Here is a 22,723-nt window from a genome sequence, read left to right as displayed (position 1 = left end):
GGGCTGCCCGGGTCCGCGACCGCCGTGAGGCGGACTTCCCGAGGTCTCACAATGCCGAGAACATCAACTATTGTCAAGCGACAACAATCACCTTCGGGCAGGGCGGCGATCGACCGTGGCCCGGTCCTCCCACGCGGGGAGGGACACCACCGCCGAACCGAAGGAAGCCCCCGCGAGTCTGCGGGGGCTTCCTTCGGTTCGGGCCGTTCACCGGGCCCCGGAGCCGACGACACGGGCGACACGCCGTTCTCCGGATCAGATGATCGGTGGACGACCCGCACGGGCCATCCGCCAGGCGGTCGACCAGCGGATCGGAGCGCGCGGTCCGGGGTTCTCCCGCCAGCCCTCACGGAAGCCGGCGAACCAGGAACGCAACGCGCTCCGGTCGCGCTCACGCATCACGGTCAGGCCCACCCAGACGGTCAGGTAGAGCAGGGCCAGGAGCCAGGGAAGGTTGCGCCTGGCCAGCCACACCCGGTTGCGCGCGTTGAGCCGGTAGAAGTTCTCGTGTCGGGTGGGGGCCACCGCCGGGTGGTACATCACCGCTTCGGCGTCGTACTCGATCCCGTAACCGGCGTCCATGATCCGCCAGGCGAGATCGGTCTCCTCGTGTGCGTAGAAGAAGTCACCGGGCAGGCCACCGCCCGCCTCGAACGCGGTACGGCGGATGGCGCACGCCCCGCCCAGGAACGTGGTCACCACACTCGACCTGCGGGGGTCCCCCACGCGCAGACGAGGCACATGACGGCGTTGGTCGGGCCCGCCGTCGGGATCGGCGATCCGGAAGGACAGGGCGCCCAGCGAGGGGTCGGCGGCGAAGCGGTCGCGTACGTGCCGGGCCAGGTCCGGGGACCGATACCAGCCGTCGTCGTCCAGGAACAGGATGACGTCGCCCTTGGCCTCCCGCACACCGTGGTTGCGTCCCTCGGGAATGCCCACGTTCTCCGGCAGGCGCACCTGGACGACGCCTTCGGGCAGTTCCGGCAGGTCCGCGCCGTTGCCGACCACCACCACCTCGATGTCCGCGTCCTCCTGCTCGAACACACTGGTGATCGCGCGGCGTAGTTCGGCGGGACGGTTGCCCATCGTGAGGACGACACAGGACAGGGTCAACACGGGCACCTCGGAGCGGCTCCGTTCGGCTCTGGGTGCCTGGGAGTGCTCCTCTTCAGGCGCTCGGGGCTGCTCCTGCTCCGTGGAGGCCGAGGAGACCTCGGTCTCGGTATTGCCTGAGCTCGACGAGGATGGAGTCACGGGTGTGGCCATGCTTGCGACCATTCAGTGGACGACGTGTTTCCGAAAGGTTGACACACGCCAACACTCGCGGAAACGGACTAACGAAGAAATAAACGGCAGATGTCCGGGGCCGTGAACAGGGTAACCCGCACGGCCCCGAATATGACGTCATGGTCACTGGCGCGTTGCCCGCGTCATCGGGGACTCATTCGAGGCGCCGCGAGGCGAGCACGCTCACGAAGTGCGCGAAGCTCATCAACACCGCCACGGCCGCGCACGCCGCCACGAGGATCCGCGTGGCCGTCAGGTCGCCGAGGAACACGTCAACGACGGCCACGACGACGACGATCAGGGACAGTTCGACCGCCTGGATCAGGCGGTGCACCTTGAGGGCCGAGGCCAGACGGCGGGCCAGGCTGAGTCCGGAGGAACGCGGACTCATCGCCTCGTCGGGGATCTCCTCCGAAAGCCCCGCCTTGGCACGTGCCACGACCACGTTGTCGGTCTCGGCCTTGATCAGCGCGACACCGATCGCGGCGGTCATGCCCAGCACGACCCAGCCTCCCGGCTCCCACTCCCCTTGGGCGCGGATGCCCAGCCCCACGAGGAGGGCGATCTCGGAGACGTAGTGGCCGATCCTGTCCAGGTAGATCCCCGCGACGCTGGTGCGACCCGTGTAACGGGCCACCTCACCGTCGGAGCAGTCCAGCAACAGGTACACCTGTACCAGCAGCGCGGCCACGATCGCCGACCACAGACCGCCGAAGGCGACCACGACGCCCGCGAGCACGCCGAACACCATCATCAGATAGGTGATCGGGTTCGGAGGAACGCCGAGTCGGACGAAGAGCGTGGTCAGATACGGGGACAGGTCGCGCATGTAGAGACGACCCGCCCAGTGTTCCTCGTTGGTCCGCTCCTTGATCCCGGCGGGCTGGCCGCCCGCCCGGACCTCAGCGACCGACGGCTTCGACATAGTCCTTGACGCTCCGTCCGATCTCGTCCTCGGAGAGGTCGAGATGCTCCAGGATGGTGAACCGTCCCGGCCTGGTGTCCGGGGCGTGGACCACCGCCCGTACGAACTCGTCGTGACCGAGTCCGACGTCGGAGGGCACGATGGGCAGTTCGTGGCGGAGCAGGCAGTCCCGAAGCTCTCCCAGCCGAGCCTCCGGCCAGCCCAGGTGCCGCACCCGCAGGAAGGACGCGTACAGCGTTCCCAGCCCCGCGAGTTCACCGTGGTTGCTGATGCCGGGGTAGAGGTGGGTGACGGCGTGCAGAACCTCGTGGCACGCACCACTGGCGGGACGGCTGGACCCCGCCACCGACATGGAGATGCCCGAGAGCACCAACCCCTCGGCGAGCACGGTGAGGAAGGCGTCGGACTCCACCGAGTCGGGTCGGTGCAGTACCGCCTCGGCCGCGACCCTGGCGAAGGTGGCGGCCATGCCGTCCACCGGTTCGCCGTTCACCCGGCCCGCCAGCTCCCAGTCCTCGATGGCCGAGATGTTGCTGATCACGTCACCGATGCCCGAGCGGACCAGGTGGGAGGGGGCGGCACGGACGTAGTCGAGGTCGATGACCACCGCGAGGGGCATGGTCACACCGATGGAGGGCTTACCGCCCTCGTGCTCCAGGGAACTGACCGGTGAGGCGATACCGTCATGGGCCAGGTTGGTGGCCACGGCCACCATCGGAATGCCCGCCATGGTCGCCGCGAACTTGGTGACGTCGATGGTCTTGCCGCCACCGATCCCGGCGACCGCCTCGTAGGCGCCCGAGCGGAGTTTCTTCCCCAACTCGGTGGCCGCGTCGACGGTGCCCTCGCTGACGTGGAAGACCTCGCACTGCGGCAGGTCCAGGTCGGCGGCGATCTGCGCGCCCTGGCCCGGCCCCACCGCCACGGCGATGCGCCCCTCGGTCGCGATACGCCGGTCGGCGAGCACGGACCCCAGGGAGGAGACCGCGCCCCGCCGGACGTCGATCGCCAGCGGGGACGGGAGCATACGAGCTAGTAGCGGCACGCGATCTCCCTCGCCTTGGTCAGGTCGTCGTGATCGTCGACCTCCACCCAGTCGACCTTGCCGATGGGCGCCACGGCGACCTTCTCACCGCGGTCGACCAGCTCCTGGTAGCCGTCCTCGTAGTACAGCTGCGGGTCGCGCTCCCAGGTGGCCTTGAGCGCGTCGGCGAGTCGGGCGTCCAGGGAGCCCTCGATGAGGGTGGCCCCGATGTACTCGCCCGCGGCGGTGGCCGGGTCCATGAGCTTGGTGATGTGGCGCAGGTGACCCTCGTCGTCCAGGGTGACCTTCATCTCCTCGTCGGCGAGGCTCTTCACGTCGTCCACCGCGAGGAGGAGTTCCGGACCCCGGGCGGCGAGCAGCGTCTTCTCGACGCTCACGGGGTGCACCGTGTCACCGTTGACGAGGAGGACGCCCTCGGAGAAGAACTCACGCGCGGTCCACAGGGAGTAGGCGTTGTTCCACTCCTCGGCCTTGTCGTTGTAGCTGAGGGTGAGCTTGACCCCGTGGCGCTCCTCCAGAGCCTCCTTGCGGGCCTCGACCGCCTCGGCGCGGTAGCCGACCACGACGACCACGTCCGTGAGCCCGACGGCGGCCAGGTTGCGCAGCGAGATGTCCATGATGGTCGTCTCACCGTCGACGGGCACCAAGGCCTTGGGCAAGGTGTCTGTGTAAGGGCGCAGACGGCGCCCCGCGCCTGCGGCGAGAACCATTCCGAGCATGAGGGCGTGTTCCTCCTTAGGTCGGGAAGGCTCTCACGCCTCCCCGTTCGTTCCCGTGGCCGATCGGGCCCCGCCTGTGCGGTCGGTTCGGGCTTTCCCAGCGTCAGTCCGGTCGGTGACGCCGTCGTCTGCGGCTGTGGTGCGGACTCGCACGTCGGTCACCGGTGTCGAACTCCAGGTGCGCACCGCCTCATGGACGAGCAGCACCACCAGGTATCCCGTGAGTATGCCGTATGCGGGAGGAAGGGCGTGAAACGCTCCCCCGACAGCGATGACGAGCATGCGACCGTCCCAGCCCAACGCCGCCGCGCGTACGCCGTCCCTCCGGACCGTCCCCACCGCGGGACGTGCGACGTCGTCGCGGTGTAGGCAGACGACCACCACCAAGAGTACGGACACAAGGGGACCCGGCACACCGGAGGCCAGTCCCAGAACCGCCAGATATCCGTACTCGGTGACGCGGAGGACGGGCGGTACGAGCCAGTCGAACCGACCGTCGTGGGGGTGGCCCGAGGCCAATCCGGACAGTAGCAGGGCGGCAACCGGTGCAAACAGGGTAATACCTGTCAGCCGTCCATGGCCCGCCACGAGGAGCGTCCCCACGATCAGGGCACCGGTGAGCGCGGGGAGCAGGGGAGGCACGGCCCCCGGCGCGATCCTGCCGAGCAGGAGGCAGATCCGGCCGTCGTCACGGAGGAGGCGCAGATCGGGCCTGAGGGGTTCGCACCGTCGTCCGGGCCGCTCCGCCCGGCCGTTCGCCTCGCCCGCGGTCATCGGTCCGCCCCGTGGTCCGCGGGGTCGACCAGATGCGCGGTGATCGCGACGGCGCACCCGAAGACGAGGGTGACGAAGGCGACGCGCGCGTCCCACAGCGTGGCGGCGACCGCGACGACCGTGAACCGCACGGGTTGGGGGAAGGCCAGCAGGGAACGGAGCGGTGAGCCCACGCAACGGCGTCGTCCCGCCGGCGTCGTGGCCTCGGGGACCGGGGATCGTCCTCCTCCCTCGGTACGGGGCTCGGGGGTGTCGGGGGAACTCGCCGTGCCGGCGTCCGTGATCACGGTGGCGCCGAACAGACGGGCGGTCAGGACGGGATCGCTCCTCCGTGAGGCGTGGGAGGACCGAGACCCCGGTGGCCCCCCGAGTCCTCCCGCGTGTTCGCGGAAGGCGGGGGACCGCTTTCCCCCGCGCCCCGCCACGGAGGCGGCCGGAGCGTTCCCCGCCTCAAGGAGCGAGTCGCGCAAGGCCAAGGCCACGAGCGCGCCGGCGGCCCAACCCCAGGCCCCGTTGATTCCGGCCAGCACCGCCCCGACGGCCAGGCCGAGGTGGACCGCGTACTCGCGCAGGTGCGCCAGCATCTGCGCGAGCCACAGGGTGAGGGCGTCATGACGGTCGGCCCGCATGTGCCCACGGACCGCGTCACAGAACAGGACCACGCCGAGCAGGGCCGATCCCATCAGGCCCCCCACCGTGTCGGCCCGGGAGAACCAGACCGCCGCGCCGATCGCCACCAGGGCGCCGATCCGCGTCATCCCGGCTCGCGTGAGGTGTCTGCGTTCCAGTGTCCGCGCGACCAACCGCGCCACCGTGCCGCTGTCGGCCATGGACGTGCCCTCCCCCGGTTCTGCTGGGAGACACCGTTCCTCACGGTGTGTGGTCGTTCAATCACTGACACGCGTCAGTGGTTCAGGGCATTCCAGGAGCCCCGTGGGGCTTTTTCGGACACGTGGGGACGCGAACGCGCGCACCACCGAATCCTTCGACAGCGCGCACGTTCCGGCCCGTCCCCGCCGGGGAAGGGTTCGCGAGAACGCTCAGGCGGCCTGGCCGCCGTCGCCGTCGGCACCGTCCTGCTCGGCCTGTTCCGCACGCTTCTTCTTCGCCGCGTCGCGCTTCTTGCGCTCGTCGATCTCCAGCTTGGTGTCCTCGTTGTAGGCGGCGAGGGCGGCGTCGATGTCGGTGTCCAGGGCCAGTCCACCGCCCTTGATGTACAGCCCGCGGTTGCAGAACCGGCGCAGGTCCTTCTCGTTGTGCGACACCAGGACCATCGTGCGTTGGTTGGCCAGCATGCGGTCGATGGCCTCGTAGCACTTGCGCTTGAACGCCTTGTCACCCACCGCGAGCACCTCGTCGACCAGCATGATCGGGTGCTCCAGTTGGGAAATGAGCGCGAATCCGAGGCGCACCTTCATGCCACTGGAGTAGTGACGCACCGGGGTGTCCACGAACCTGGACTTGATCTCGGCGAAGTCGACGATCTCGTCGAAACGCTCGTCGATCTGCTTCTCGGTCATCCCGTGCAGGGAGCCGACCAGGTAGACGTTCTCACGTCCGGTGAGGTTGTCGTTGAAGCCGGCACGCAGCTCCAGCAACGGGGCGACCTTGCCGTGGACGTGGACCTCGCCCTCGTCGGGGATGAGCACTCCGGCGATGAGCTTGAGCAGGGTCGACTTTCCGGTGCCGTTCTTGCCGACGATGCCCACGCACTCGCCCTTGCCGATCTCGAACGTCACGTCGCGCAACGGCCAGAACTCGTCGCCCTCGGCGTTGGGGTCGCGCTTGTTCCCGTGGATGAACATCTCGCGCAGACTGCGTTTGCGTCGGCGGTTCACGGCGAACTTGACGCCTAGCCCCTTGGCCTCGATGACCGGCCCGGTGGTGAGCCCGGCGCCGTAGGTCGGGTGCGCCATCACAACTCCTTCAGGACGGACATCTCAAGACGGCGGAACGTCCAGTATCCGATGACCAGCATCAGAATCGAGCCGATCACCGACGCGGCCAACGCGACGGTGGTCGGAGTCAACTCCTCGAAGTTCGCGAACCACACGGAACGATGCATCTCGAAGATACCCAGCAACGGGTTGAGCTGGAAGGCCGTCTTGGCCCACGCGGGGACCTCGGCGGAGTCGAGCACCATCGCGGCCGGGAAGAGGATCGCCGAACCGTAGAACAGCAGGCGCGTGACGATGCGCACCAGGCGTTCCACGTCGCGCAGCAGTACGTTGACCGCCGACAGGAACAGGGTCAGGCCGAGTCCGAAGGTGAACTGCAACACGATGGCCAGCGGCAGCCAGACCAGCACGCCCTCCCACGAGGGCCTGCCGCCCAGGACGATCACGAAGACGATCAGCACCGGCCAGGTGAGCAGGTACTCGACGAACTTCGTGCCGACGGTGGCCAGCGGGAAGATCTCCCGGGGCACCTTCATCGTGGTGATCAGTTTGGAGTGCGTGATCATCGCCCTCGGAGCCTCCGACATGATGGCTCCGAAGGTGTTCCACGGCAGGATCCCGGCCACGAGGAACAGCAGGAAGCCGCCCTGGGCCATGGCCTCCTCCGGCAGTCCCCGGTTGGCGTTGAGGATGACGCCGAAGACGAAGAAGTAGACCATCGTCAGAGCCAACGGCTCCAACATCGTCCACGCGTACCCCAGTACGGACTGCTGGTACTTGACCTTCAGGTCGCGCCGGACCAGGAGGCCGACGACCTTCCGGTGCTCCCAGACGGCCAGCGCCCTTGACGCCACCGCCACCTCCAAGGATTGATGTCTCGTCCGGTCCACGATGTGCCGGACAGGCGTGTTCGTGTCCGCCTGCGCGCACCGGCCGACACGCGCGGTCCACCCCGCGTGCCGTGCCGAAACAGGGGGGAGGGTGTCCTGGCGACCGGGGGATGTCACGGACCGCGCCCGGCTTCACGACCGCATCTCGGAGGTGGTCCGTGCCGGGCACGCCATACAGGCGTCCATAGGTTACCGCTGTGAACGACGAGTCGCGCCACCCCACCTGTCGGAAATGCGCGTTCTGTCTCCCGCCCTGGGCGACCGCCCGGACGGCTCGCGGAAGGTTCGGCCTACGCTGTTTGCCGCACCCACGCCGCTCTCGGTACGGAGAGCGACCATGGGCGAGACAAGACGTCATGGTGAACGGGTGCGGAGCGGCGCGACCGCGAACGACGGAAACGAGGTGGAGCCATGCGTCCGCGCGTGATCGCGGCGATCCTGGCCGGAGGGGTCGGTGCGCGGATGGGCGCGTCCTCGCCCAAGCAACTACTGCCCTTGGCGGGGCGTCCGGTGATCGAGCACACGATCGCCGCCTTCGAGGCGTGCCCCGACGTGGACGAGATCATCGTGCTCATGGTGCGGGAGCACCTGGAGTACGTGCGCGGCCTCGTCGCCGAGGCCGGGTTCGGCAAGGTCGGCGCGGTGCTTCCCGGGGGCGCGACCCGCACCGACACCTCCATGGCGGCCCTGGCGGCTATGGAGCACGCCGCCGACACCGACCTCGTGCTGTTGCACGACGCGGCGCGTCCGCTCGTACGACCGGCCACGATCAGCGCGTGTACGGCGGCCCTCCGGGAGGCGGGGGCGGTCGGGGTGGCGGTGCCCAGCTCCGACACCGTGGTGCGGGTGGCGCCGGGCCGCTCCGGTGGCCAGGTGATCGCACACGTGCCGCCGCGCGATGAACTGCGCAGGATGCAGACCCCCCAGGGGTTCAGGCTCGGCGTGATCCGCCGCGCCTACGAGTCGGCCATGGCCGACCCCCACCTGGTGGCCACCGACGACTGCGGTGTGGTGCTGCGCTACCTGCCGGAGGAGGAGGTACGGATCGTGCCGGGCGAGGAGGGCAACATCAAGGTGACGAACCCGGGCGACATCGAGGTCGCCGAGACGCTGCTGCGCCGGATGCGCGAGCACACCGGACCGACGGGGGCGAAGGCGTGAACCGGGTGTTCGAGGCGACCGAGGTGATCGGTCACCGGGGCGCGGGTCGCGGCGTCGTCGACGGCGCACGGGAGAACACGGTGGAGTCGTTCGTGGCGGCGGCGCGGGCCGGGGCGGACTGGATCGAGATCGACGTGCGCCGCACCGCGGACGACGCGCTCGTGCTGTACCACGACGCCGCGCTGGACGACGGCCGCGCGATCGTGGACCTGACCGCCCGAGAGTGCGCCGAGGCGGGCCTGGTGGGCCTGGACGAGGGCCTGGACGCCTTCCCCGACGACGTGGGTCTGGACGTGGACGTCAAGTCGGTGATGGAGGACGCGGTCGACGCTCCGGCACGGCGGACGGTGAGCCTCCTCCTGCCGTACCTGCGCCGGGAGGCCGCGCGCCGCCGGGTGTTCGTCTGCTCCTTCGACCCCGGCGTCCTGCTGTCCGTCCACGAGGGGGCGCCCCGGGTCCCCACGGCGTGGATGCCGTTCGTGCGCAACCCCCTGGACCAGGCGGTGGCGGGCGCGGTCGGCATGGGATGCCCGCTCGTGGCGATCGACGCACGCTCCTTCGGCCTGACCGGGGACGCGCCGCGTCCCGGCCGCCGCTCCGTGGAGTACACCGTGGACCTGGCGCACCGTGCGGGGATCGAGGTGCTCTCGTGGTGCCCCGACCCGGTGGACGCCGCCCGCTTCGCCGAGGCGGGGATGGACGCGGTCGTGGTGGACGACGTCCCCGGCGTGGTGTCCGCCCTCAAGGGGCTCGACGCCGATCCCGGGGACGCCTGACCGTCGGATCCGGTCGAGGGGTCCGACCTTCTCGGCGGTGAACTCCTCGTCGGTGGGCGGCCCCGGCGCGCGGACACGGTCGGAGGAGGCGCCGGGCTCCTCAGGAGCGTGCGGCCTGCGCCGTGCGCGAGTCCGAGCCGAGTCCGGGTGGACTGGTGATGAACCCCGCGCCCCACGACATGTGCATGGTGGCCAACGCGACCGGGATCATCGCCAGGCCGGCGAGAGGAAGCCCACGGCCCAGAGGCACCGTCGCGGCCGTGACGAGGGCCAGGTAGGCGGCCGGGACCAGGAACAGCGGCCAGAGGAAGAAGCCGCCGACCAGCCCGACGAGCACACCGACCAGGGCGATGGGCGGGGCCAGGTAGCGCATGTTGATGGTGCCCTTGTGCTGACGGGCGACCACTCTGCGCCAACGGCCGTAGTGGAAGTACTGCTTGGCGAGTAGACGCACGTTGCGGCGGGGACGGTAGGAGACCCGCATGCGCGGCTGGAACCACACCGTCCCTCCGCTCTGGCGGATGCGATGGTTCATCTCCCAGTCCTGGGCGCGCAGGAACGCCTCGTCGTAACCGCCGACCCGGTCCAACGCCGACCGCCGGAAGACGCCCAGGTACACGGTGTCGACCGGACCGCCCTCGCCACCGGTGTGGAAGCGCGCGTTGCCCACGCCCACCTTGGAGGTCATCGCCGCGGCGACGGCCTTCTCCCACGGGGTCGTCCCCTCGGCCGCCATGATGCCGCCGACGTTGTCGGCGCCCGTCTCGCGGAGCGTCTCCACGGCCACCCTCAGGTAGTCCGAGGGCATCATCGCGTGCCCGTCGATACGGGCGACGATGTCGTGCGAGGAGGCTCTGATCGCCGCGTTGAGTCCCGCCGGGGTCTTCCCGGTGGGGTTGTCCACCACCCTGACCCGGGAGTCGGCGGCGGCGAGTCCGTCGGCGACCTCGCGGGTGCGGTCCGAGGACGGGCCGACCCCGAGGACGACCTCCAGTTCGCCCGGGTAGTCCTGGGCGAGGACGTGCTCCACCGCGGCGGCGAGGTGGCGCTCTTCGTTGAGTACGGGCATGACGACGGAGACAGGCGGCCAGGACACGGACACTTCCCAGGGTCAAGACATGTCGGAACTGCGTAGGAGCGTACGCGCGTCAACGGTACTGCACCCGCACGGTCCGCTCGCCCCGTGACGAGGCCGGTGGCAGCGCTCTTCGCGCACCGGGCGGGGCGGCCGGGGACATCGACCCCGGCTCCGGGGAAGGAACCTCCCGGCTCGTTCAGGCGAAGGTTCTGATAACGCAAAGGCCTCAGACCCACCTCAGGACGAAATATCACCCGGAACCCTTCCTTTTCCAGCGGCGTCAGAAGGGACGAGGGACGGTCGGAAGGGACAACACGCCGGGACCCGGCAACCCGCGCACTCGCACGGAACGGGTGACAACCTAAGGATGTGGACACCGTTGACCGGTTGGGACGGGGATGCCGATGAGCGACGACGGCGCCGGAAGGAACGGACCGGAGGAACTGCGACGCAAGCGTTCTCTACCCCTTCCACCCGAGCCCTCTCCCAGGTCCGGACGGGTGACCGTGCCCAGTGCGGCGGCCCGGCGACGCCGCGCCGGACTGCTGCTGATGAGCGCGCTGTCCTTGCTGGTCCTGTTCGCCTCGGGGACCTCATGGGCGCTCACCGGCTGGATGTCGGGCAGCCTCAACCGGTTCGACGTGTTCGGCGGCCTGTCCGAGGAGGGCCGTCCCGAGCCCACGGGCGGCCTGACCTTCCTGGTGATCGGCTCCGACAGCCGTGACGGGACCAACCGGGAGGACGAGGAGGAGCTGAGCCTGGGCTCCACCCCGGGGCAGCGCTCCGACACCATCATGCTGGTACGGCTCAACCACGAGCGCGACCGCGTCACGGTCGTGGGCATCCCGCGCGACCTGTGGGTGGACATCCCCGGCCAGGGGGAGGACAAGATCAACGCCGCCTACGCCTACGGTGGGCCGCAGCTGTCCGTGCGGACCGTGGAGGCGCTCACCGGTGTCCGCGTCGACCACTACGTCGAGGTGGACTTCCACGGCTTCGTGGACGTGGTGGACGCCCTGGGCGGCATCGAGGTGTGCCTGCCCGAACCGATCAACGACCCCAAGGCCCACCTGGACATGGACGCCGGGACCCACCATGTGGACGGTACCGAGGCCCTGGCCTTCGCCCGCACGCGCGCCACCTCCCAGGGGGACCTGGACCGGATCGACCGCCAACAGCAGGTACTGTCCGCGATGCTCGACAAGGCGCTGAGCACCGAGACCCTCTCCAACCCCGCCAAACTGACGGACTTCCTGGACAGTTCCCTGTCGTCGGTGACCGTGGACCAGGGGCTGGACACCCGGACGATCAACGAACTCGCCTACCAGATGCGCGACCTGGACATGGAGGCGGTCGACTTCACCCAGACCCCCATCGCCGACATGGAGCACTGGACCGAGCGCGGGGACGTCGCCCTGCTGTGGGACGAACCGGCCGCACGGGAGTTGTTCGCCCGGGTCCAGGCCGACAGGCCGATCTCCGGGTCGGAGGAGCCCTCCCCCGACGCGGGCTCCGCTCCCGACCCCGCCGACATCCGGGTGCGGGTGTTCAACGGGATCGGCGCGCCGGGCCTGGGTTCACAGCTGGACGAGGCCCTGCGCACCTCCGGGTTCCAGGTGACCGCCCCGGCGTCGAACTGGAGCTCCAGCGACATCGCCGAGAGCCAGGTGCGGCACGGGCCGGGCGACGAGGCGGCGGCCGAGTACGTGGCCGGGATGATCCCCGGGTCGCGGATCGTGGAGGACGGCGCCCTGGGCGATGAGCTCCAGATCGTGGTCGGATTCAACTACACGACGTTCGAGGTCCCCGAGAGCGAGAACGGGAACGACGCCCCGGAGGGGGATTCCTCCCCCGACAAGGGCTCCCCGACCGTTTCGACCGCGCGGGACAACGTCTGCGGATGACCCGAGGAGGGATTGTCGTGTTCCGACACCTGGCCGGTTTCCTCGCCGGTGTCGCCCTGGCCCCCGTGCTGTGGATCGCCGCCGCGTGGTCGTCCGCTCTCCTTCCCCGCCTCGCGGAGGGCGAGGTGACGGTGTCCACGGTGTCGTCGGCGGTGGTGCTGTTCCTCCTGGGGGCGGTGTGCGCCTACCTGGTGGTCTCCCGCGTCTCGCCTCTGGTGGCGGGGGCCGGCGGCGTCCTGCTCCTGGCACTGTGTCTGTGGCCCGTGGTGCACCCGTCCTCCATGGAACCGGCGTTGTCCTGGCTCAACGAGGACAGCTCGCTGTACCCGTCCGGGGCGGGACTGGCCCTGGCCCTGCCGTTGGGGACCCTGCTGGCCGCCACAGCCGTGGCACCCCCGCGGTGGCGGGTCTCCCACGGTGCGGACTCGCCCTCGGCAGACCGGGTCGTGGCCACCACGAGCCGGGAGGAGTACCGCCGCTCGGCGTCTGAGCCGGACCCGGTCGAGGCAGTGCCGGGCGACACCCTTCCCGAGGTGTTCCCCGAGGCGCGACCGATGGTCGACGACGATCTCGAAGGCGATCCGAACAAGACGACGATCCCCTTCCGCCGTGGTGAGACGGGCGCGGTGTGGACGCCCCTGGAGGACGCCCACGACGAGACCGGAACGCTGCGGGACCGCCCGCGCTGAGGCCCACCCCGCGCCCGCGGCTCCGGACCCACCGGCTAGCCTGAGCGCCTGACTGTTCACGCCGTGTTCGGTCAAGCGCCGCACTCCGGCGCATAAGGTGATGCATCGCGCCCGGGCGTCACCCGTAGGCCGAATCATGTCCGTTTTCTCACCTCGAACAGGGTGCTGACCGCCTTCAGTGGGCACAACAGCAGCACGGAAGCGGACGAAAGCGAGGAAGGACACAAGCCAGTGGTCGAAGCGGACCGTATGCGCGTCTCGGTCATAGGGACCGGGTACCTGGGTGCCACCACCGCGGCCTGCCTGGCCGAGATGGGGTTCGAGGTCCTGGGCCTCGACGTCGACCAGGCCAAGATCGAGATACTCCGCTCCGGCAGGGTGCCCTTCTACGAGCCGGGCCTCGACGAACTGCTCACCGCCAACCTCGCGACCGGACGTCTGCGCTTCACGACCTCCTACGCCGAGGCCGCCGAGTTCGCCGACCTGCACCTGATCTGTGTGGGCACACCACAGCGCGACGACTCCGGCGCCGCGGACCTGCGCTACGTCAACGCCGCGGTGGACCGGCTCGCCCCGTACCTGACCCGGCCCACCGTGGTCGTGGGCCGTTCGACCGTCCCGGTCGGCACCGCCGCGACCTTGGCCGCACGACTGTCCGCGCTGGCCCCCGCCGGTGAGGCTGCGGAGCTGGGGTGGAGTCCGGAGTTCCTTCGTGAGGGCTTCGGTGTGGAGGACACCCTGCGCCCCAACCGGATCGTGATCGGCACCGACTCCCCACGTGTGGAGAAGGCCGTGCGGACGCTGTGGCAGCAGCAGATCGACGAGGGGATCCCCTTCCTCGTGACCGACATGCAGACCGCGGAGCTGGTCAAGGTGGCGGCCAACGCCTTCCTCGCCACGAAGATCTCCTTCATCAACGCGATGGCGGAGGTCTCGGAGGTGGCCGGCGCCGACGTCATCCAGCTCGCGGAGGCGCTGTCCTACGACGACCGCATCGGCGGCAAGTTCCTCGGCCCGGGGTTGGGCTTCGGCGGAGGGTGCCTGCCCAAGGACATCCGCGCGTTCATGGCGCGCGCCGACGAGCTGGGCGTGGAGCCCGCGTTGTCCTTCCTTCGCGAGGTGGACGCGATCAACCAGCGCCGCCGAGCGCGCACCATCGACATCGCCCGCCAGCTGATCGGCGGTAGTTTCGCCGGTCGCACGGTGACCGTGCTGGGCGCGGCGTTCAAACCCAACTCCGACGACATCCGCGACTCCCCCGCGCTGGACGTGGCCTCCACCATCGCCTCCCTCGGCGCGAAGGTGACGGTGTACGACCCCGCCGCCTTGGAGCGGGCCCGTGAGGAGCACCCGCAGCTGAACTACGCGAACTCCATGTTGGAGGCGGCGCGCGGTGCCGACGTGGTGTTGCTGCTCACCGAATGGGCGGAGTTCCGCGAGGCCAATCCGGACAAGCTGGCCGAGGTCGTGGCCCGCAGACGCATCGTGGACGGCCGCAACGCGCTCGATCCCACGTACTGGCGTGCCTCGGGATGGACCTACCGGGCGTTGGGTCGCCAGTAGGCGTGCACATGTGCGGCCGGGTCCCGTGGGACCCGGCCGCGTGCTTTCTCCGGCGCGTCCCCTGAGGCTCGCCTTCCTCTGTGCTTCTCCACTCCGTGATTTCTTGAGCACACTCGGCATCGGGCCGGGTGTCCGAGGACGAACGGAGTCCTGTCCGTGAAGTTTCCAGCGACGATCGGCGCCGCCCTGCTGGGGCTGGCCCTGACCGTGTCCTCCGCCCACGCGGAGCCGGTCGCACCCCAGACCGCGCACTGCCCGGTGCTCGTCCCGCCTCCTTCCGAGGAGGATCGGGAGAGGTATCTGTGCGGTGATCCCCGGCTGGGCCCCGCCGACCTTCCCGAGGACGGCCCGGTGGGCCGGCTGTTGGAGGGGTACGACCGGCTCGGTGGACTCTCCCCGGTGGAGTTCCTGGAGCGCTGGGCCACCCCCGAGGGCTGGGACTATCCCGACCACATGGGCTTCGTCGTGGAGTACGGCGAACCCGTCACCGAGACCCGCGTCCTGCCGGAGGGGTGGATGCTGGACCGGTTCGGCTCCCCCCGCGGTTCGTTCCTGGCTCCGGCGGGCGCGCCCTACCCGCGGCGTGCGCTCCCGCCGGACTCGTTGAACACCTGGCCGGACGGGCCCGAGCACAACTACAACTGCTACGAGGTGACGGCTCCCCTTCCCGCCGTGGTGGGCCCGATCGCGCCGCACTTCGAGCAGCCCGGCGGCGGTGAGCAGGTCCTGGTCCCCGCCGAGGGCCTGGTGGAGGAGCCGGAGGCGGAGTACGCCTCGGTCGCCCTGCTCCTGGAGGAGGGCCTCCTCCAGGAGAGGGCCCCGTGGAGGTGCTCCATGCCGCGGGGCTTCGCCGACTACCTCGCCGGCTGATCCCCAGGGACCGGCGGCCGGACGTGGCCGGCCCCCGTCCCGACCCCTACTCCGCCGACCTCGGGCGGTTCCCGCTCCATGGTGGTGCGGTAGACGGCGGCGGTGCCGAGGACCGCGATGGCCAGGGCCGCCCCGGAGTCGGCACCGGTTCTCGGGGATACCGGCCGCCGCGCGCGGGCGCGTGGTGGGCGCGCGGGGCTTCGTCTTCGTCGGGGCCACGGTCGGGAAGGTGCTCGCCGTCGACGATCGGGAGCGCCCGAGGTCCTCCTCGGGAATCGCTTCGAGGGCGGCGCGGGTGTGGGTGGTGGGGATCGTCTGGCCGTGCCGGCACGCAGGGCCGCCGTGTAACCGCACAGACACCGTTTCGTTGGGCATGAGGTCATCCCCACGTGGTGAGGGCTCTGGCATGGGGGGAGTGGCCACATCCGGCCGTTTCGCGTCCGGGGTGTGGGGGTCTGCTGTCGGCCACCACACCCCGGACACCCGGCACCTGTGGTGCCGGCGTCGCCCTGGCCACCCCCCAGTACGTCGAGGGCGACGTATGGTCCCGCACGGCCAAGCAGGACGGGAACACCACCTGGCCGCGCGGGGGTCTACTGGTCCTTCTCGTCTCGCCGAGGCGAGCCGCCGCACACGCCACCGGTGAACAGTCCCGGTCCGGTGTCGGGGTGGGTGGCGCGGACCCAGGCCAGGTAGGCGCTCTGGCGTTCCACCGCTTCCTGTTCGGCGGGGGTGAGCGGACGGTCGGCCGACGTGGCACCCGGCCGTGGCCTGCGTCGTGCGGTCACCACGGGGTTCCCTTCCTGGGGTGCGGGACCGGTGGGTGGCCGGTGTGGCGGTGAAGGTCGGCCTCCAGCTGGGCGGGGGTGGGTTCCACGTGGGAGCGCCAACGAGCACGCCGGTCGCGCGCGGTGGCCACCCAGTAGGTACCGGTCCAGGCGATGCGGTGGGTGCTTCCCCAGGCTTGGTGGAGCCGGGCCAGCACGGCTTGGGGCTCCTCCCACCGGTAGCCGGTCACGTCCACGTGCACACCGTCGTGCCCGGCCTCCTCCACACACACCCGACGCCGGGCACACGTGTCGAGGGCGCTTTCCCCGCACGGGGGCGGGATCACCGGTCGCGGGTCGGGGATCATCCGGCCACCTCCAGACGGGGCAACGCCAGGTCGAGGAGCACGGCCAGGCCGAAGCGGGACCGGTCGATGCGGCGCGTGTCCCACGGCAGGGACGGGCAGGCGGGCAGGGGCGGGGCGTCGGCCCCCGACGCGGTTAGCGCGGTGATGAGCGGGATAGGCCCGGTGATCACGTTGGGGCGGGCGGGGCGCACGTTCCGGGCGTAGCGGCGCACACGGTGAGCGCGTCGGCGCACGGTAACACGGGTGCGGTGGACGAGAGCGCGGGTCACGAGGGACACCGCAGACAAGGCCAAGAGCAGATAACGGGGCGCCATGGGCGCACACCTCCGGTACGAGTGCCGCCTGGAACTGGGCGACAGGAAACGAGTACGCCACCCATAGTGAACCCTAGAAATCTAAGATTCAAGTGCTACGGAATAGACCTCCATCCTTAGATTGCTAAATGTCCGGTTTCTCGCCCTGGGAGCTACCATCAACACCACGAAGAAGCAGCGCACACGCATCAGGAAGGCCAAGGTGGCAGCCAGTCCCACGATCCGCAGGAGACAGCTCTCCGCGATCCTGCGCCGCATGCGCAAGGAGGCTGACCTCAGCCTCGAAGAAGCCGCGAAGCGGCTGGAGTGGTCACGGGCCAAGCTCGGTCACATCGAGACAGGCGAGCGAAAGAAGCCCTCGGTGGTGGAGATCAGAGCGCTGATGCACGAGTACGGCGTGGACCCTGCCGACCCTCAGTACGAAGCGGTCCTCGCTCTGGTCCGACATGCGCAGCAGCGAGGATGGTGGACTCGGTACGACGACATCCTCACCGGCTCCTACGTGGAACTGGAAGCCGAAGCCACCAGCATCGCGAACTACGAAGCGTTCGGCATCCCCGGCCTACTACAGACCCCCGACCTGGCACGGCTCATGCAACGCGCCCGGCTCTGGCGTGACCCCGAGGACATCCAGCGGGCCGTCGACGCGCGGATGCACCGTCAGCAGATCCTCGCCGGGGAGAACCCCACCCAGCTCTGGGCAGTCATCGAGGAGCACGCCCTCCAGCGCCTCGGCGGCGCCCCTGAGGTGATGCGCGAGCAGGTCGAACACCTCATTGAGCTCGCAGATTCTTCAAACCATGTGACGATTCAGGTGTTGCCCACAGACGCGGGGGTGCATGCTGGCGCTACCGGGCCGTTCGTGATCATGGAGTTCGCCGAACCTGCGGGACCGATCGTGTACTTGGAGACGTACACCGATGGTCTGTACCTGGAGCGTGAGGCGGAGGTCGCCCAGTACCGGCGGCTGTGGGATCACATCCGCACGTCGGCGCTCGATGAGGAGCGGACGATCCCGTACCTGAAGAAGATGATCACCCGATAGGAAGTGCCGATGTACTCGTTCCCTGCTGAGGCTTCCTGGCGCACGTCGTCCTACACGCAGCAGCAGAACTGTGTGGAGGTGGCAGACGCGCCGGGAGTGTCCGCTGTCCGCGACACGAAGAACCGTGACCGGGGGCACCTGTTGTTCGCGTCGCCTGAATGGAGGGCGTTCGTCGACAGCGTGAAGACTTCTCGCTGAACGTGGGAAGAGCGAAGGCCCCCGGCTCTTAGTCGGGGGCCTTCGTGTACTCGTTCCAGCACTGAGCCTACCGGCCCATGCGGTCGCCCGGCCAGCCCCGGGCGCACCATGTATCTCCGCAGGTCAATGACGTTGAGGTTTCAGGAGGTGCTCCCACGGACGCGCGATCCGTCTTCGGCGGACCACGAACAGCGTGAGGAGGAGCGCGCCGACCACCGCGACGCCCAAGTACCGACCCTCGACCCCATGTTCGGCCAGGCCCTGGCCGCGTAGACCAGTGCGAGTACCGCGACCAGGAAGATCGCCGCGCCCGGTAGGTCGAAACCGCCGGGACGGGGGTCGCGCGACTCAGGGACCACCAGGGGTGCGGCGACCACCAGCACGACCATGAACAGCGGGTTGACGAGGAAGACCGAGCCCCACCAGAAGAACTCCAGGAGAGCACCGCCGAGGAGCGCGCCGACCACCGCCCCGCCGGTGAAGGCGATGGTCCAGGCGCCGACCGCCGTGACCCGTTGACCGGGATCGGCGAACATGCCGCGGATCAGGGACAGGATGGAGGGCGGGGAGCGCCCTGAGGCCTCTCCCCGCCCCACTCGTCCGACGACGTCTCAGCGCCGGTCAGAAGCCGAAGCCCGCCGTGGTTCCGTCACCGGCCGCCTCCCGGCGCAGGCGTTCGCCCTTGGCGCGGGCCCGGGACCTCAGCTCCTCCTGGAAACGGGCCATGCGCTCGGTCAGCTCCGCGTCGTGCGCCGCCAGCATCCGCACCGCCAGCAGACCGGCGTTACGCGCGGCGCCCACGGCCACGGTGGCCACGGGCACCCCGGCGGGCATCTGCACGATGGACAGCAGCGAGTCCATGCCGTCCAGGTACTTCAGCGGCACCGGGACGCCCACCACGGGCAGGGTCGTCACCGACGCGAGCATGCCGGGCAGGTGGGCCGCCCCACCGGCACCGGCGATGATCACCTTCAGGCCGCGTCCGGCGGCCTCGGAGCCGTAGGCGATCATCTCGTGCGGCATGCGGTGCGCGGAGACCACGTCGGCCTCGAACGGGACACCGAACTCGCGCAGGGCCTCGGCGGCCTCGCGCATCACCGGCCAGTCGGAGTCCGAGCCCATCACGATCCCCACCACGGGATCTCCCGTGGGGCTCCCGTCCCGGCCCGGCTCCCGTCCGTTGGCGCTCTCGGTCACTGGTCGTCTCCTCGCAGATAGGCGGCGGCGTCTCGGGCGCGTTCCAGCAGATCCTCGTGGTCGTCGCCCATCACGGTGACATGCCCGATCTTGCGGCCCGGACGCACGTCCTTGCCGTAGAAGTGGATCTTCACCTCGGGGTCCTTGGCCATGACGTGCAGGTAGCGGCGGTAGACCTCGGGGTCCTCACCGCCCAGAAGGTTGGCCATGACGGTGAAGGGCGCGTTGGTACGCGGCGAACCCAGCGGCAGGTTCAGCACCGCTCGCAGGTGCTGCTCGAACTGGGAGGTGCGCGCGCCCTCGATGCTCCAGTGACCGGAGTTGTGCGGGCGCATGGCGAGTTCGTTGACCACCACTCCGTCGGCCGTCTCGAACAGCTCCACGGCGAGCATCCCGGTCACGTCCAGGGCGTGTGCGATCTCGATGGCCAACCGCTGGGCGCGCAGCGCCCTGTCCTCGTCCAGGTGCGGTGCGGGGGCGATCACCTCGTGACAGACACCGCCGCGTTGCACCGTCTCCACCACCGGATAGACCGCCACCTGCCCGTGCGGGGAGCGGGCCACCTGCACGGCCAGCTCCCGGGAGAAGGCGACCTTCTCCTCCACCAGGAGCGGCACGTCCTCGGCGGCGGCGCGTTCCACCACCTCGCGGGCCTGGTCGACGTCGTCGACCATCCACACGCCCTTGCCGTCGTAGCCGCCCCGGGCGGCCTTGAGCACGACCGGCCGGCCGGGCCCGCTCTCCTCCTCGGCGAAGTCGACCACGTGCTCCAGGGCGGTGACCGCCCGCCAGCGTGGCGAGGGCGCGCCCAGTTCGGCCATGCGCGTACGCATACGCAGCTTGTCCTGGGCGAAGCGCAGGGCGTCGCGTCCGGGGCGCAGCAGTCCTCCGGCCTCCTCCGCCGCCCGCAGGACGGGTTCGGGCACGTGCTCGTGGTCGAAGGTGACCACGTCGTTGGCCTTGACGAAGGCGAGGACGTCGTCCAAGCCGCGGTCGTCCCCCAGGACGACGTCACCACAGACCAGCGCGGCGCTGTCGGTGGGACCGGCCGCCAGTACCGAGAAGTCGACCCCCAGGGCGATCCCGGCCTGGTGGGTCATCCGGGAGAGTTGGCCTCCTCCCACCATTCCCACGCGGGGGACAGTGCGGTTACGCTCGCTCACAGTTCCTCAACTCACATGCTGCTCGTCAACCGCGGTGACGGGGCGGCCCCGCTCGACTTGCGGGACCTGGCCGGTTCGGCTCGGAACCCGCGGCCGGGGTCCTGCTGGGGCCCCGGTCCAGAGTCTAGGGCGTACACGCGGGTCGTCTCCGGGTGCCGTCGCTCCGGCGGCCCCGCGCCGACGGGCGACCGCTCCGCGTCCACCCGACCACACCACGGAAGGCACAGGCCGTGCGCGATCTCCTCTCCCGCCACCCGGGGCTTGCCCGGCTCGTCCGCGAACTGGGCAGGTTCGGGTCGGTGGGCGCCGTGGCCTACGCGGTGCAGCTGGGAACGACGAACCTGCTGTGGGGCGTGGCCGGCGCGGCCCCACTGACCGGTCAGGTGATCGGAACGCTGTGCTCCATCGCGGTGGCCTTCGTCGGCAACCGCTTCTGGACCTTCGGTGACCGGGCCCGTACCGGGTACGGCCGTGAGACGGCGCTCTTCCTGCTCATGAACGGCGTCGGAATGCTCATACAGCTGGGCTGCCTGGGAGCGACGGTGTACGTGCTCGGTCTGGACGGTCCGCTCGCACGCAACATCGCGGGCAACGTGGTGGGCGTGGGCCTTGGCACGCTCTTCCGGTTCTTCTCCTACCGCACCTGGGTCTTTCCGGAACCGCGGGAGACCCCGCCACGCGACCCGGTCCCCTGAGCGATGCCCTCGGGGCCTCACCTCCCCGTCTTCGCGACGGCACTCCTACGGCGTACCCCCTGACGGTCCGCGAACCACGTCACCACCAGGACGTACAGGCCCGCCTGGACCAGCGCCAGGATCAGGACCAGCGGCGAGCCGGCCCCCAACGGCAGGCCGGAGCCGGCCACCGCCCCCGTGGTCACCTGGCCCAGGCTCCCCTCGAAGGCCAACAGCGTGAACTGCACGAGGCCGTTGACCACGTGCAGACCGATGGCGGCCTCCAGTCCCCCGGTGCGCCAGGTCAGCCATGCCGCCCCCAGCCCCATCACCGCCAGAGCCGCGGCCGTCCACGGGTCGTCGGGACGCAGGGCCAGGTACAACGCGGAGAAGAGGGTCCCACCGGCCAGGACGGCCGGCCCCGGAGAACGCAGCACCCGCGACACCGCCGATCCTCCGCCGGGTTCTCCCTTCCGGGCCCCGATCGCGCCGACCAACTGCATGAGCAGGCCGCGCACGGTGAGTTCCTCGGCCGCCGACTGGAAGGGCACGAGCAGCACGACGACGGTCATCATCGCGGCGAACACCTCGGTCCCCCCGGTGGCCTCGGTGGGCACCAGCCCCGGCCGTAGGAGTTCGGCCAGGGGCAGGAACGCCAGGACGCACAGAGAGACCGGAAAGACCGCGATCCCGGTGCAACGGGCCAGCCAGCCCCACCGCAGTCGCCCCTCCACCGACAGCAGGGAACCGACCCGGCGCCACTGCACCACGCGCACGAGAAAAAAGACTATGGGGATGAACAGCGCCGTCGGCAGCAGACCGAAGGCCAGCTGCGCGATCTCACCGATGGTGGCGGAGTCCGGGGTCAGCCCACTACCGCCCATGATCGCCACGATCGTCACCGACAGGACGACGCCCATCCACAGGAAGAACGTCATCACCGCGAGCACGGCCAGGGTCAGCGGCACGGACCACCAACGGAAACGGGAGGTCCGGCCGAGCCTGTGATAGGGCTCACCTTCGGGGGTCTCGGCGCAGGCGAACTCGCTGGTGCGCACGGGGCGGGGCGGTGGCCAGGCCCACACGTCCGGGTCCACGTCGCCCAGGGGGTGCCCTCCCGGGGGCGTCAACCTTCCCCCGCCCGGCGGTCCCGCCCAGGTCTGCTCCCGTGTGTAGGATCCCGAACTCCGCTCCTCCGGCCCGTCGGACGCGGCGGGCCAGGACGAACCAGGCGGTGGCGGCACATTTCCCATCGTGCGCCGAGACTACTATCCGGGCGTGTATCGCCGGCGTTAAGGCCATGCCGTTACCATATGATCACACCACGTACGGAGGAGTGCGCCGAGCGCGAACCCTCCACGGGCCCGATCGTGGAATGCGGCGCGCTTCGTCCTCGTTGCACCAGGTGGCCGACCGTC

Annotated in this window: 25 protein-coding genes; 9 read left to right on the top strand and 16 right to left on the bottom strand. The window is 69.9% G+C overall.

Annotated features, from left to right (window positions below):
- Positions 1 to 255 precede the first annotated feature (255 nt).
- From PFX91_RS11175 to PFX91_RS11140, 8 genes are all read right to left on the bottom strand, one after another.
- Positions 256 to 1,122, bottom strand: a complete 867-nt coding sequence (locus tag PFX91_RS11175; RefSeq protein ID WP_285731541.1) for a glycosyltransferase family 2 protein — start codon at positions 1,120 to 1,122, stop codon at positions 256 to 258.
- A 319-nt stretch (positions 1,123 to 1,441) separates the two neighbouring features.
- Positions 1,442 to 2,212, bottom strand: a complete 771-nt coding sequence (locus PFX91_RS11170) for a CDP-alcohol phosphatidyltransferase family protein (RefSeq protein WP_285731424.1) — start codon at positions 2,210 to 2,212, stop codon at positions 1,442 to 1,444.
- On the bottom strand, positions 2,190 to 3,239 hold the full coding sequence (locus PFX91_RS11165; RefSeq protein WP_285731423.1) for an iron-containing alcohol dehydrogenase family protein: 1,050 nt from the start codon (positions 3,237 to 3,239) through the stop codon (positions 2,190 to 2,192). The genes PFX91_RS11170 and PFX91_RS11165 overlap by 23 nt, the downstream gene beginning before the upstream one ends.
- Positions 3,240 to 3,244: 5 nt before the next feature.
- Entirely contained in the window at positions 3,245 to 3,976 is a 732-nt protein-coding gene (locus PFX91_RS11160; RefSeq protein WP_285731422.1) for a phosphocholine cytidylyltransferase family protein, read from the bottom strand.
- A gap of 33 nt (positions 3,977 to 4,009) precedes the next feature.
- Positions 4,010 to 4,750 carry a DUF5941 domain-containing protein gene (locus tag PFX91_RS11155; protein WP_285731421.1) on the bottom strand — a complete coding sequence of 247 codons (741 nt, stop codon included), beginning with the start codon at positions 4,748 to 4,750 and terminating at the stop codon, positions 4,010 to 4,012.
- On the bottom strand, positions 4,747 to 5,580 hold the full coding sequence (locus PFX91_RS11150; protein WP_285731420.1) for a hypothetical protein: 834 nt from the start codon (positions 5,578 to 5,580) through the stop codon (positions 4,747 to 4,749). Before PFX91_RS11150 ends, PFX91_RS11155 begins: the two co-directional genes overlap by 4 nt.
- A 210-nt stretch (positions 5,581 to 5,790) precedes the next feature.
- Positions 5,791 to 6,666 (bottom strand): ABC transporter ATP-binding protein, encoded by an 876-nt coding sequence (locus PFX91_RS11145; RefSeq protein ID WP_285731419.1) that lies wholly within the window; start codon positions 6,664 to 6,666, stop codon positions 5,791 to 5,793.
- On the bottom strand, positions 6,666 to 7,514 hold the full coding sequence (locus tag PFX91_RS11140; protein ID WP_285731418.1) for an ABC transporter permease: 849 nt from the start codon (positions 7,512 to 7,514) through the stop codon (positions 6,666 to 6,668). The genes PFX91_RS11145 and PFX91_RS11140 overlap by 1 nt, the downstream gene beginning before the upstream one ends.
- A 435-nt stretch (positions 7,515 to 7,949) precedes the next feature.
- Between PFX91_RS11140 and PFX91_RS11135 the strand changes: the two genes are divergently transcribed.
- Entirely contained in the window at positions 7,950 to 8,699 is a 750-nt protein-coding gene (locus PFX91_RS11135; RefSeq protein WP_285731417.1) for an IspD/TarI family cytidylyltransferase, read from the top strand.
- The gene (locus PFX91_RS11130; protein WP_285731416.1) at positions 8,696 to 9,475 is read left to right on the top strand and encodes a glycerophosphodiester phosphodiesterase; all 780 of its coding nucleotides are present in this window, start codon (positions 8,696 to 8,698) and stop codon (positions 9,473 to 9,475) included. Before PFX91_RS11135 ends, PFX91_RS11130 begins: the two co-directional genes overlap by 4 nt.
- Before the next feature lie 100 nt (positions 9,476 to 9,575).
- Here PFX91_RS11130 and PFX91_RS11125 read toward each other — a convergent pair whose 3' ends face one another.
- Positions 9,576 to 10,571 (bottom strand): glycosyltransferase family 2 protein, encoded by a 996-nt coding sequence (locus PFX91_RS11125; protein ID WP_285731415.1) that lies wholly within the window; start codon positions 10,569 to 10,571, stop codon positions 9,576 to 9,578.
- Positions 10,572 to 10,957: 386 nt separating this feature from the next.
- Between PFX91_RS11125 and PFX91_RS11120 the strand changes: the two genes are divergently transcribed.
- The 4 genes from PFX91_RS11120 (at position 10,958) to PFX91_RS11105 (ending at position 15,579) form a co-directional block, all read left to right on the top strand.
- On the top strand, positions 10,958 to 12,457 hold the full coding sequence (locus PFX91_RS11120) for an LCP family protein (RefSeq protein WP_285731414.1): 1,500 nt from the start codon (positions 10,958 to 10,960) through the stop codon (positions 12,455 to 12,457).
- A 17-nt stretch (positions 12,458 to 12,474) separates the two neighbouring features.
- Positions 12,475 to 13,146, top strand: coding sequence for a YIP1 family protein (locus tag PFX91_RS11115; RefSeq protein ID WP_285731413.1), 672 nt, complete (start codon positions 12,475 to 12,477; stop codon positions 13,144 to 13,146).
- 231 nt (positions 13,147 to 13,377) lie between these two features.
- Positions 13,378 to 14,709, top strand: a complete 1,332-nt coding sequence (locus PFX91_RS11110) for a UDP-glucose dehydrogenase family protein (RefSeq protein ID WP_285731412.1) — start codon at positions 13,378 to 13,380, stop codon at positions 14,707 to 14,709.
- Positions 14,710 to 14,865: 156 nt separating this feature from the next.
- Positions 14,866 to 15,579: a TNT domain-containing protein gene (locus PFX91_RS11105; protein WP_502888305.1), complete on the top strand. Its 714-nt coding sequence runs from the start codon at positions 14,866 to 14,868 to the stop codon at positions 15,577 to 15,579.
- 593 nt (positions 15,580 to 16,172) lie between these two features.
- Here the strand turns inward: PFX91_RS11105 and PFX91_RS11100 are convergent.
- The 3 genes from PFX91_RS11100 to PFX91_RS11090 are packed head-to-tail and all read right to left on the bottom strand — an operon-like array spanning position 16,173 to position 17,028.
- The gene (locus tag PFX91_RS11100) at positions 16,173 to 16,370 is read right to left on the bottom strand and encodes a hypothetical protein (protein WP_285731411.1); all 198 of its coding nucleotides are present in this window, start codon (positions 16,368 to 16,370) and stop codon (positions 16,173 to 16,175) included.
- The gene (locus tag PFX91_RS11095) at positions 16,364 to 16,714 is read right to left on the bottom strand and encodes a hypothetical protein (protein ID WP_285731410.1); all 351 of its coding nucleotides are present in this window, start codon (positions 16,712 to 16,714) and stop codon (positions 16,364 to 16,366) included. The genes PFX91_RS11100 and PFX91_RS11095 overlap by 7 nt, the downstream gene beginning before the upstream one ends.
- The gene (locus PFX91_RS11090) at positions 16,711 to 17,028 is read right to left on the bottom strand and encodes a hypothetical protein (RefSeq protein WP_285731409.1); all 318 of its coding nucleotides are present in this window, start codon (positions 17,026 to 17,028) and stop codon (positions 16,711 to 16,713) included. The genes PFX91_RS11095 and PFX91_RS11090 overlap by 4 nt, the downstream gene beginning before the upstream one ends.
- A 202-nt stretch (positions 17,029 to 17,230) precedes the next feature.
- Here PFX91_RS11090 and PFX91_RS11085 point away from each other — a divergent pair, with 202 nt between their 5' ends.
- Both PFX91_RS11085 and PFX91_RS11080 read left to right on the top strand, forming a co-directional pair.
- Positions 17,231 to 18,073: a helix-turn-helix domain-containing protein gene (locus PFX91_RS11085; protein WP_285731408.1), complete on the top strand. Its 843-nt coding sequence runs from the start codon at positions 17,231 to 17,233 to the stop codon at positions 18,071 to 18,073.
- Between the two features lie 9 nt (positions 18,074 to 18,082).
- Complete coding sequence (locus PFX91_RS11080; RefSeq protein ID WP_285731407.1) at positions 18,083 to 18,271, top strand: DUF397 domain-containing protein; 189 nt, start codon at positions 18,083 to 18,085, stop codon at positions 18,269 to 18,271.
- Between the two features lie 140 nt (positions 18,272 to 18,411).
- Here the strand turns inward: PFX91_RS11080 and PFX91_RS11075 are convergent, their stop codons facing one another.
- Genes PFX91_RS11075 through PFX91_RS11065 form a run of 3 tightly spaced genes read right to left on the bottom strand, consistent with a single transcriptional unit; the run spans position 18,412 to position 20,631 of the window.
- Positions 18,412 to 18,867: an MFS transporter gene (locus PFX91_RS11075; protein ID WP_285731406.1), complete on the bottom strand. Its 456-nt coding sequence runs from the start codon at positions 18,865 to 18,867 to the stop codon at positions 18,412 to 18,414.
- Positions 18,868 to 18,892: 25 nt separating this feature from the next.
- Positions 18,893 to 19,468: a 5-(carboxyamino)imidazole ribonucleotide mutase gene (gene purE, locus PFX91_RS11070; RefSeq protein WP_502888304.1), complete on the bottom strand. Its 576-nt coding sequence runs from the start codon at positions 19,466 to 19,468 to the stop codon at positions 18,893 to 18,895.
- Positions 19,465 to 20,631: a 5-(carboxyamino)imidazole ribonucleotide synthase gene (locus PFX91_RS11065; protein WP_285731405.1), complete on the bottom strand. Its 1,167-nt coding sequence runs from the start codon at positions 20,629 to 20,631 to the stop codon at positions 19,465 to 19,467. Before PFX91_RS11065 ends, purE begins: the two co-directional genes overlap by 4 nt.
- A 230-nt stretch (positions 20,632 to 20,861) precedes the next feature.
- Between PFX91_RS11065 and PFX91_RS11060 the strand changes: the two genes are divergently transcribed.
- The gene (locus tag PFX91_RS11060) at positions 20,862 to 21,326 is read left to right on the top strand and encodes a GtrA family protein (RefSeq protein ID WP_285731404.1); all 465 of its coding nucleotides are present in this window, start codon (positions 20,862 to 20,864) and stop codon (positions 21,324 to 21,326) included.
- A gap of 17 nt (positions 21,327 to 21,343) precedes the next feature.
- On the opposite strand, the gene PFX91_RS11055 is transcribed toward PFX91_RS11060, so the two are convergent.
- A complete protein-coding gene (locus PFX91_RS11055; RefSeq protein ID WP_285731538.1) occupies positions 21,344 to 22,363 on the bottom strand; it encodes a CPBP family intramembrane glutamic endopeptidase in 1,020 nt (339 codons plus the stop codon).
- Positions 22,364 to 22,723: the final 360 nt, after the last annotated feature.

Source organism: Nocardiopsis sp. ATB16-24, assembly GCF_030271535.1.
Classification (GTDB): Bacteria; Actinomycetota; Actinomycetes; order Streptosporangiales; family Streptosporangiaceae; genus Nocardiopsis.
The sequence above is the reverse complement of the archived record's forward strand: the minus strand, read 5'-3'. Positions and strand labels throughout refer to the sequence as shown.

Coding starts and splice junctions, on each gene's coding strand:
- PFX91_RS11170 (WP_285731424.1), bottom strand. CDS start 2,212: ATGTCGAAGCCGTCGGTCGCTGAGGTCCGGGCGGGCGGCCAGCCCGCC.
- PFX91_RS11165 (WP_285731423.1), bottom strand. CDS start 3,239: ATGCTCCCGTCCCCGCTGGCGATCGACGTCCGGCGGGGCGCGGTCTCC.
- PFX91_RS11160 (WP_285731422.1), bottom strand. CDS start 3,976: ATGCTCGGAATGGTTCTCGCCGCAGGCGCGGGGCGCCGTCTGCGCCCT.
- PFX91_RS11155 (WP_285731421.1), bottom strand. CDS start 4,750: ATGACCGCGGGCGAGGCGAACGGCCGGGCGGAGCGGCCCGGACGACGG.
- PFX91_RS11150 (WP_285731420.1), bottom strand. CDS start 5,580: ATGGCCGACAGCGGCACGGTGGCGCGGTTGGTCGCGCGGACACTGGAA.
- PFX91_RS11145 (WP_285731419.1), bottom strand. CDS start 6,666: ATGGCGCACCCGACCTACGGCGCCGGGCTCACCACCGGGCCGGTCATC.
- PFX91_RS11135 (WP_285731417.1), top strand. CDS start 7,950: ATGCGTCCGCGCGTGATCGCGGCGATCCTGGCCGGAGGGGTCGGTGCG.
- PFX91_RS11120 (WP_285731414.1), top strand. CDS start 10,958: ATGAGCGACGACGGCGCCGGAAGGAACGGACCGGAGGAACTGCGACGC.
- PFX91_RS11095 (WP_285731410.1), bottom strand. CDS start 16,714: ATGATCCCCGACCCGCGACCGGTGATCCCGCCCCCGTGCGGGGAAAGC.
- PFX91_RS11090 (WP_285731409.1), bottom strand. CDS start 17,028: ATGGCGCCCCGTTATCTGCTCTTGGCCTTGTCTGCGGTGTCCCTCGTG.
- PFX91_RS11080 (WP_285731407.1), top strand. CDS start 18,083: ATGTACTCGTTCCCTGCTGAGGCTTCCTGGCGCACGTCGTCCTACACG.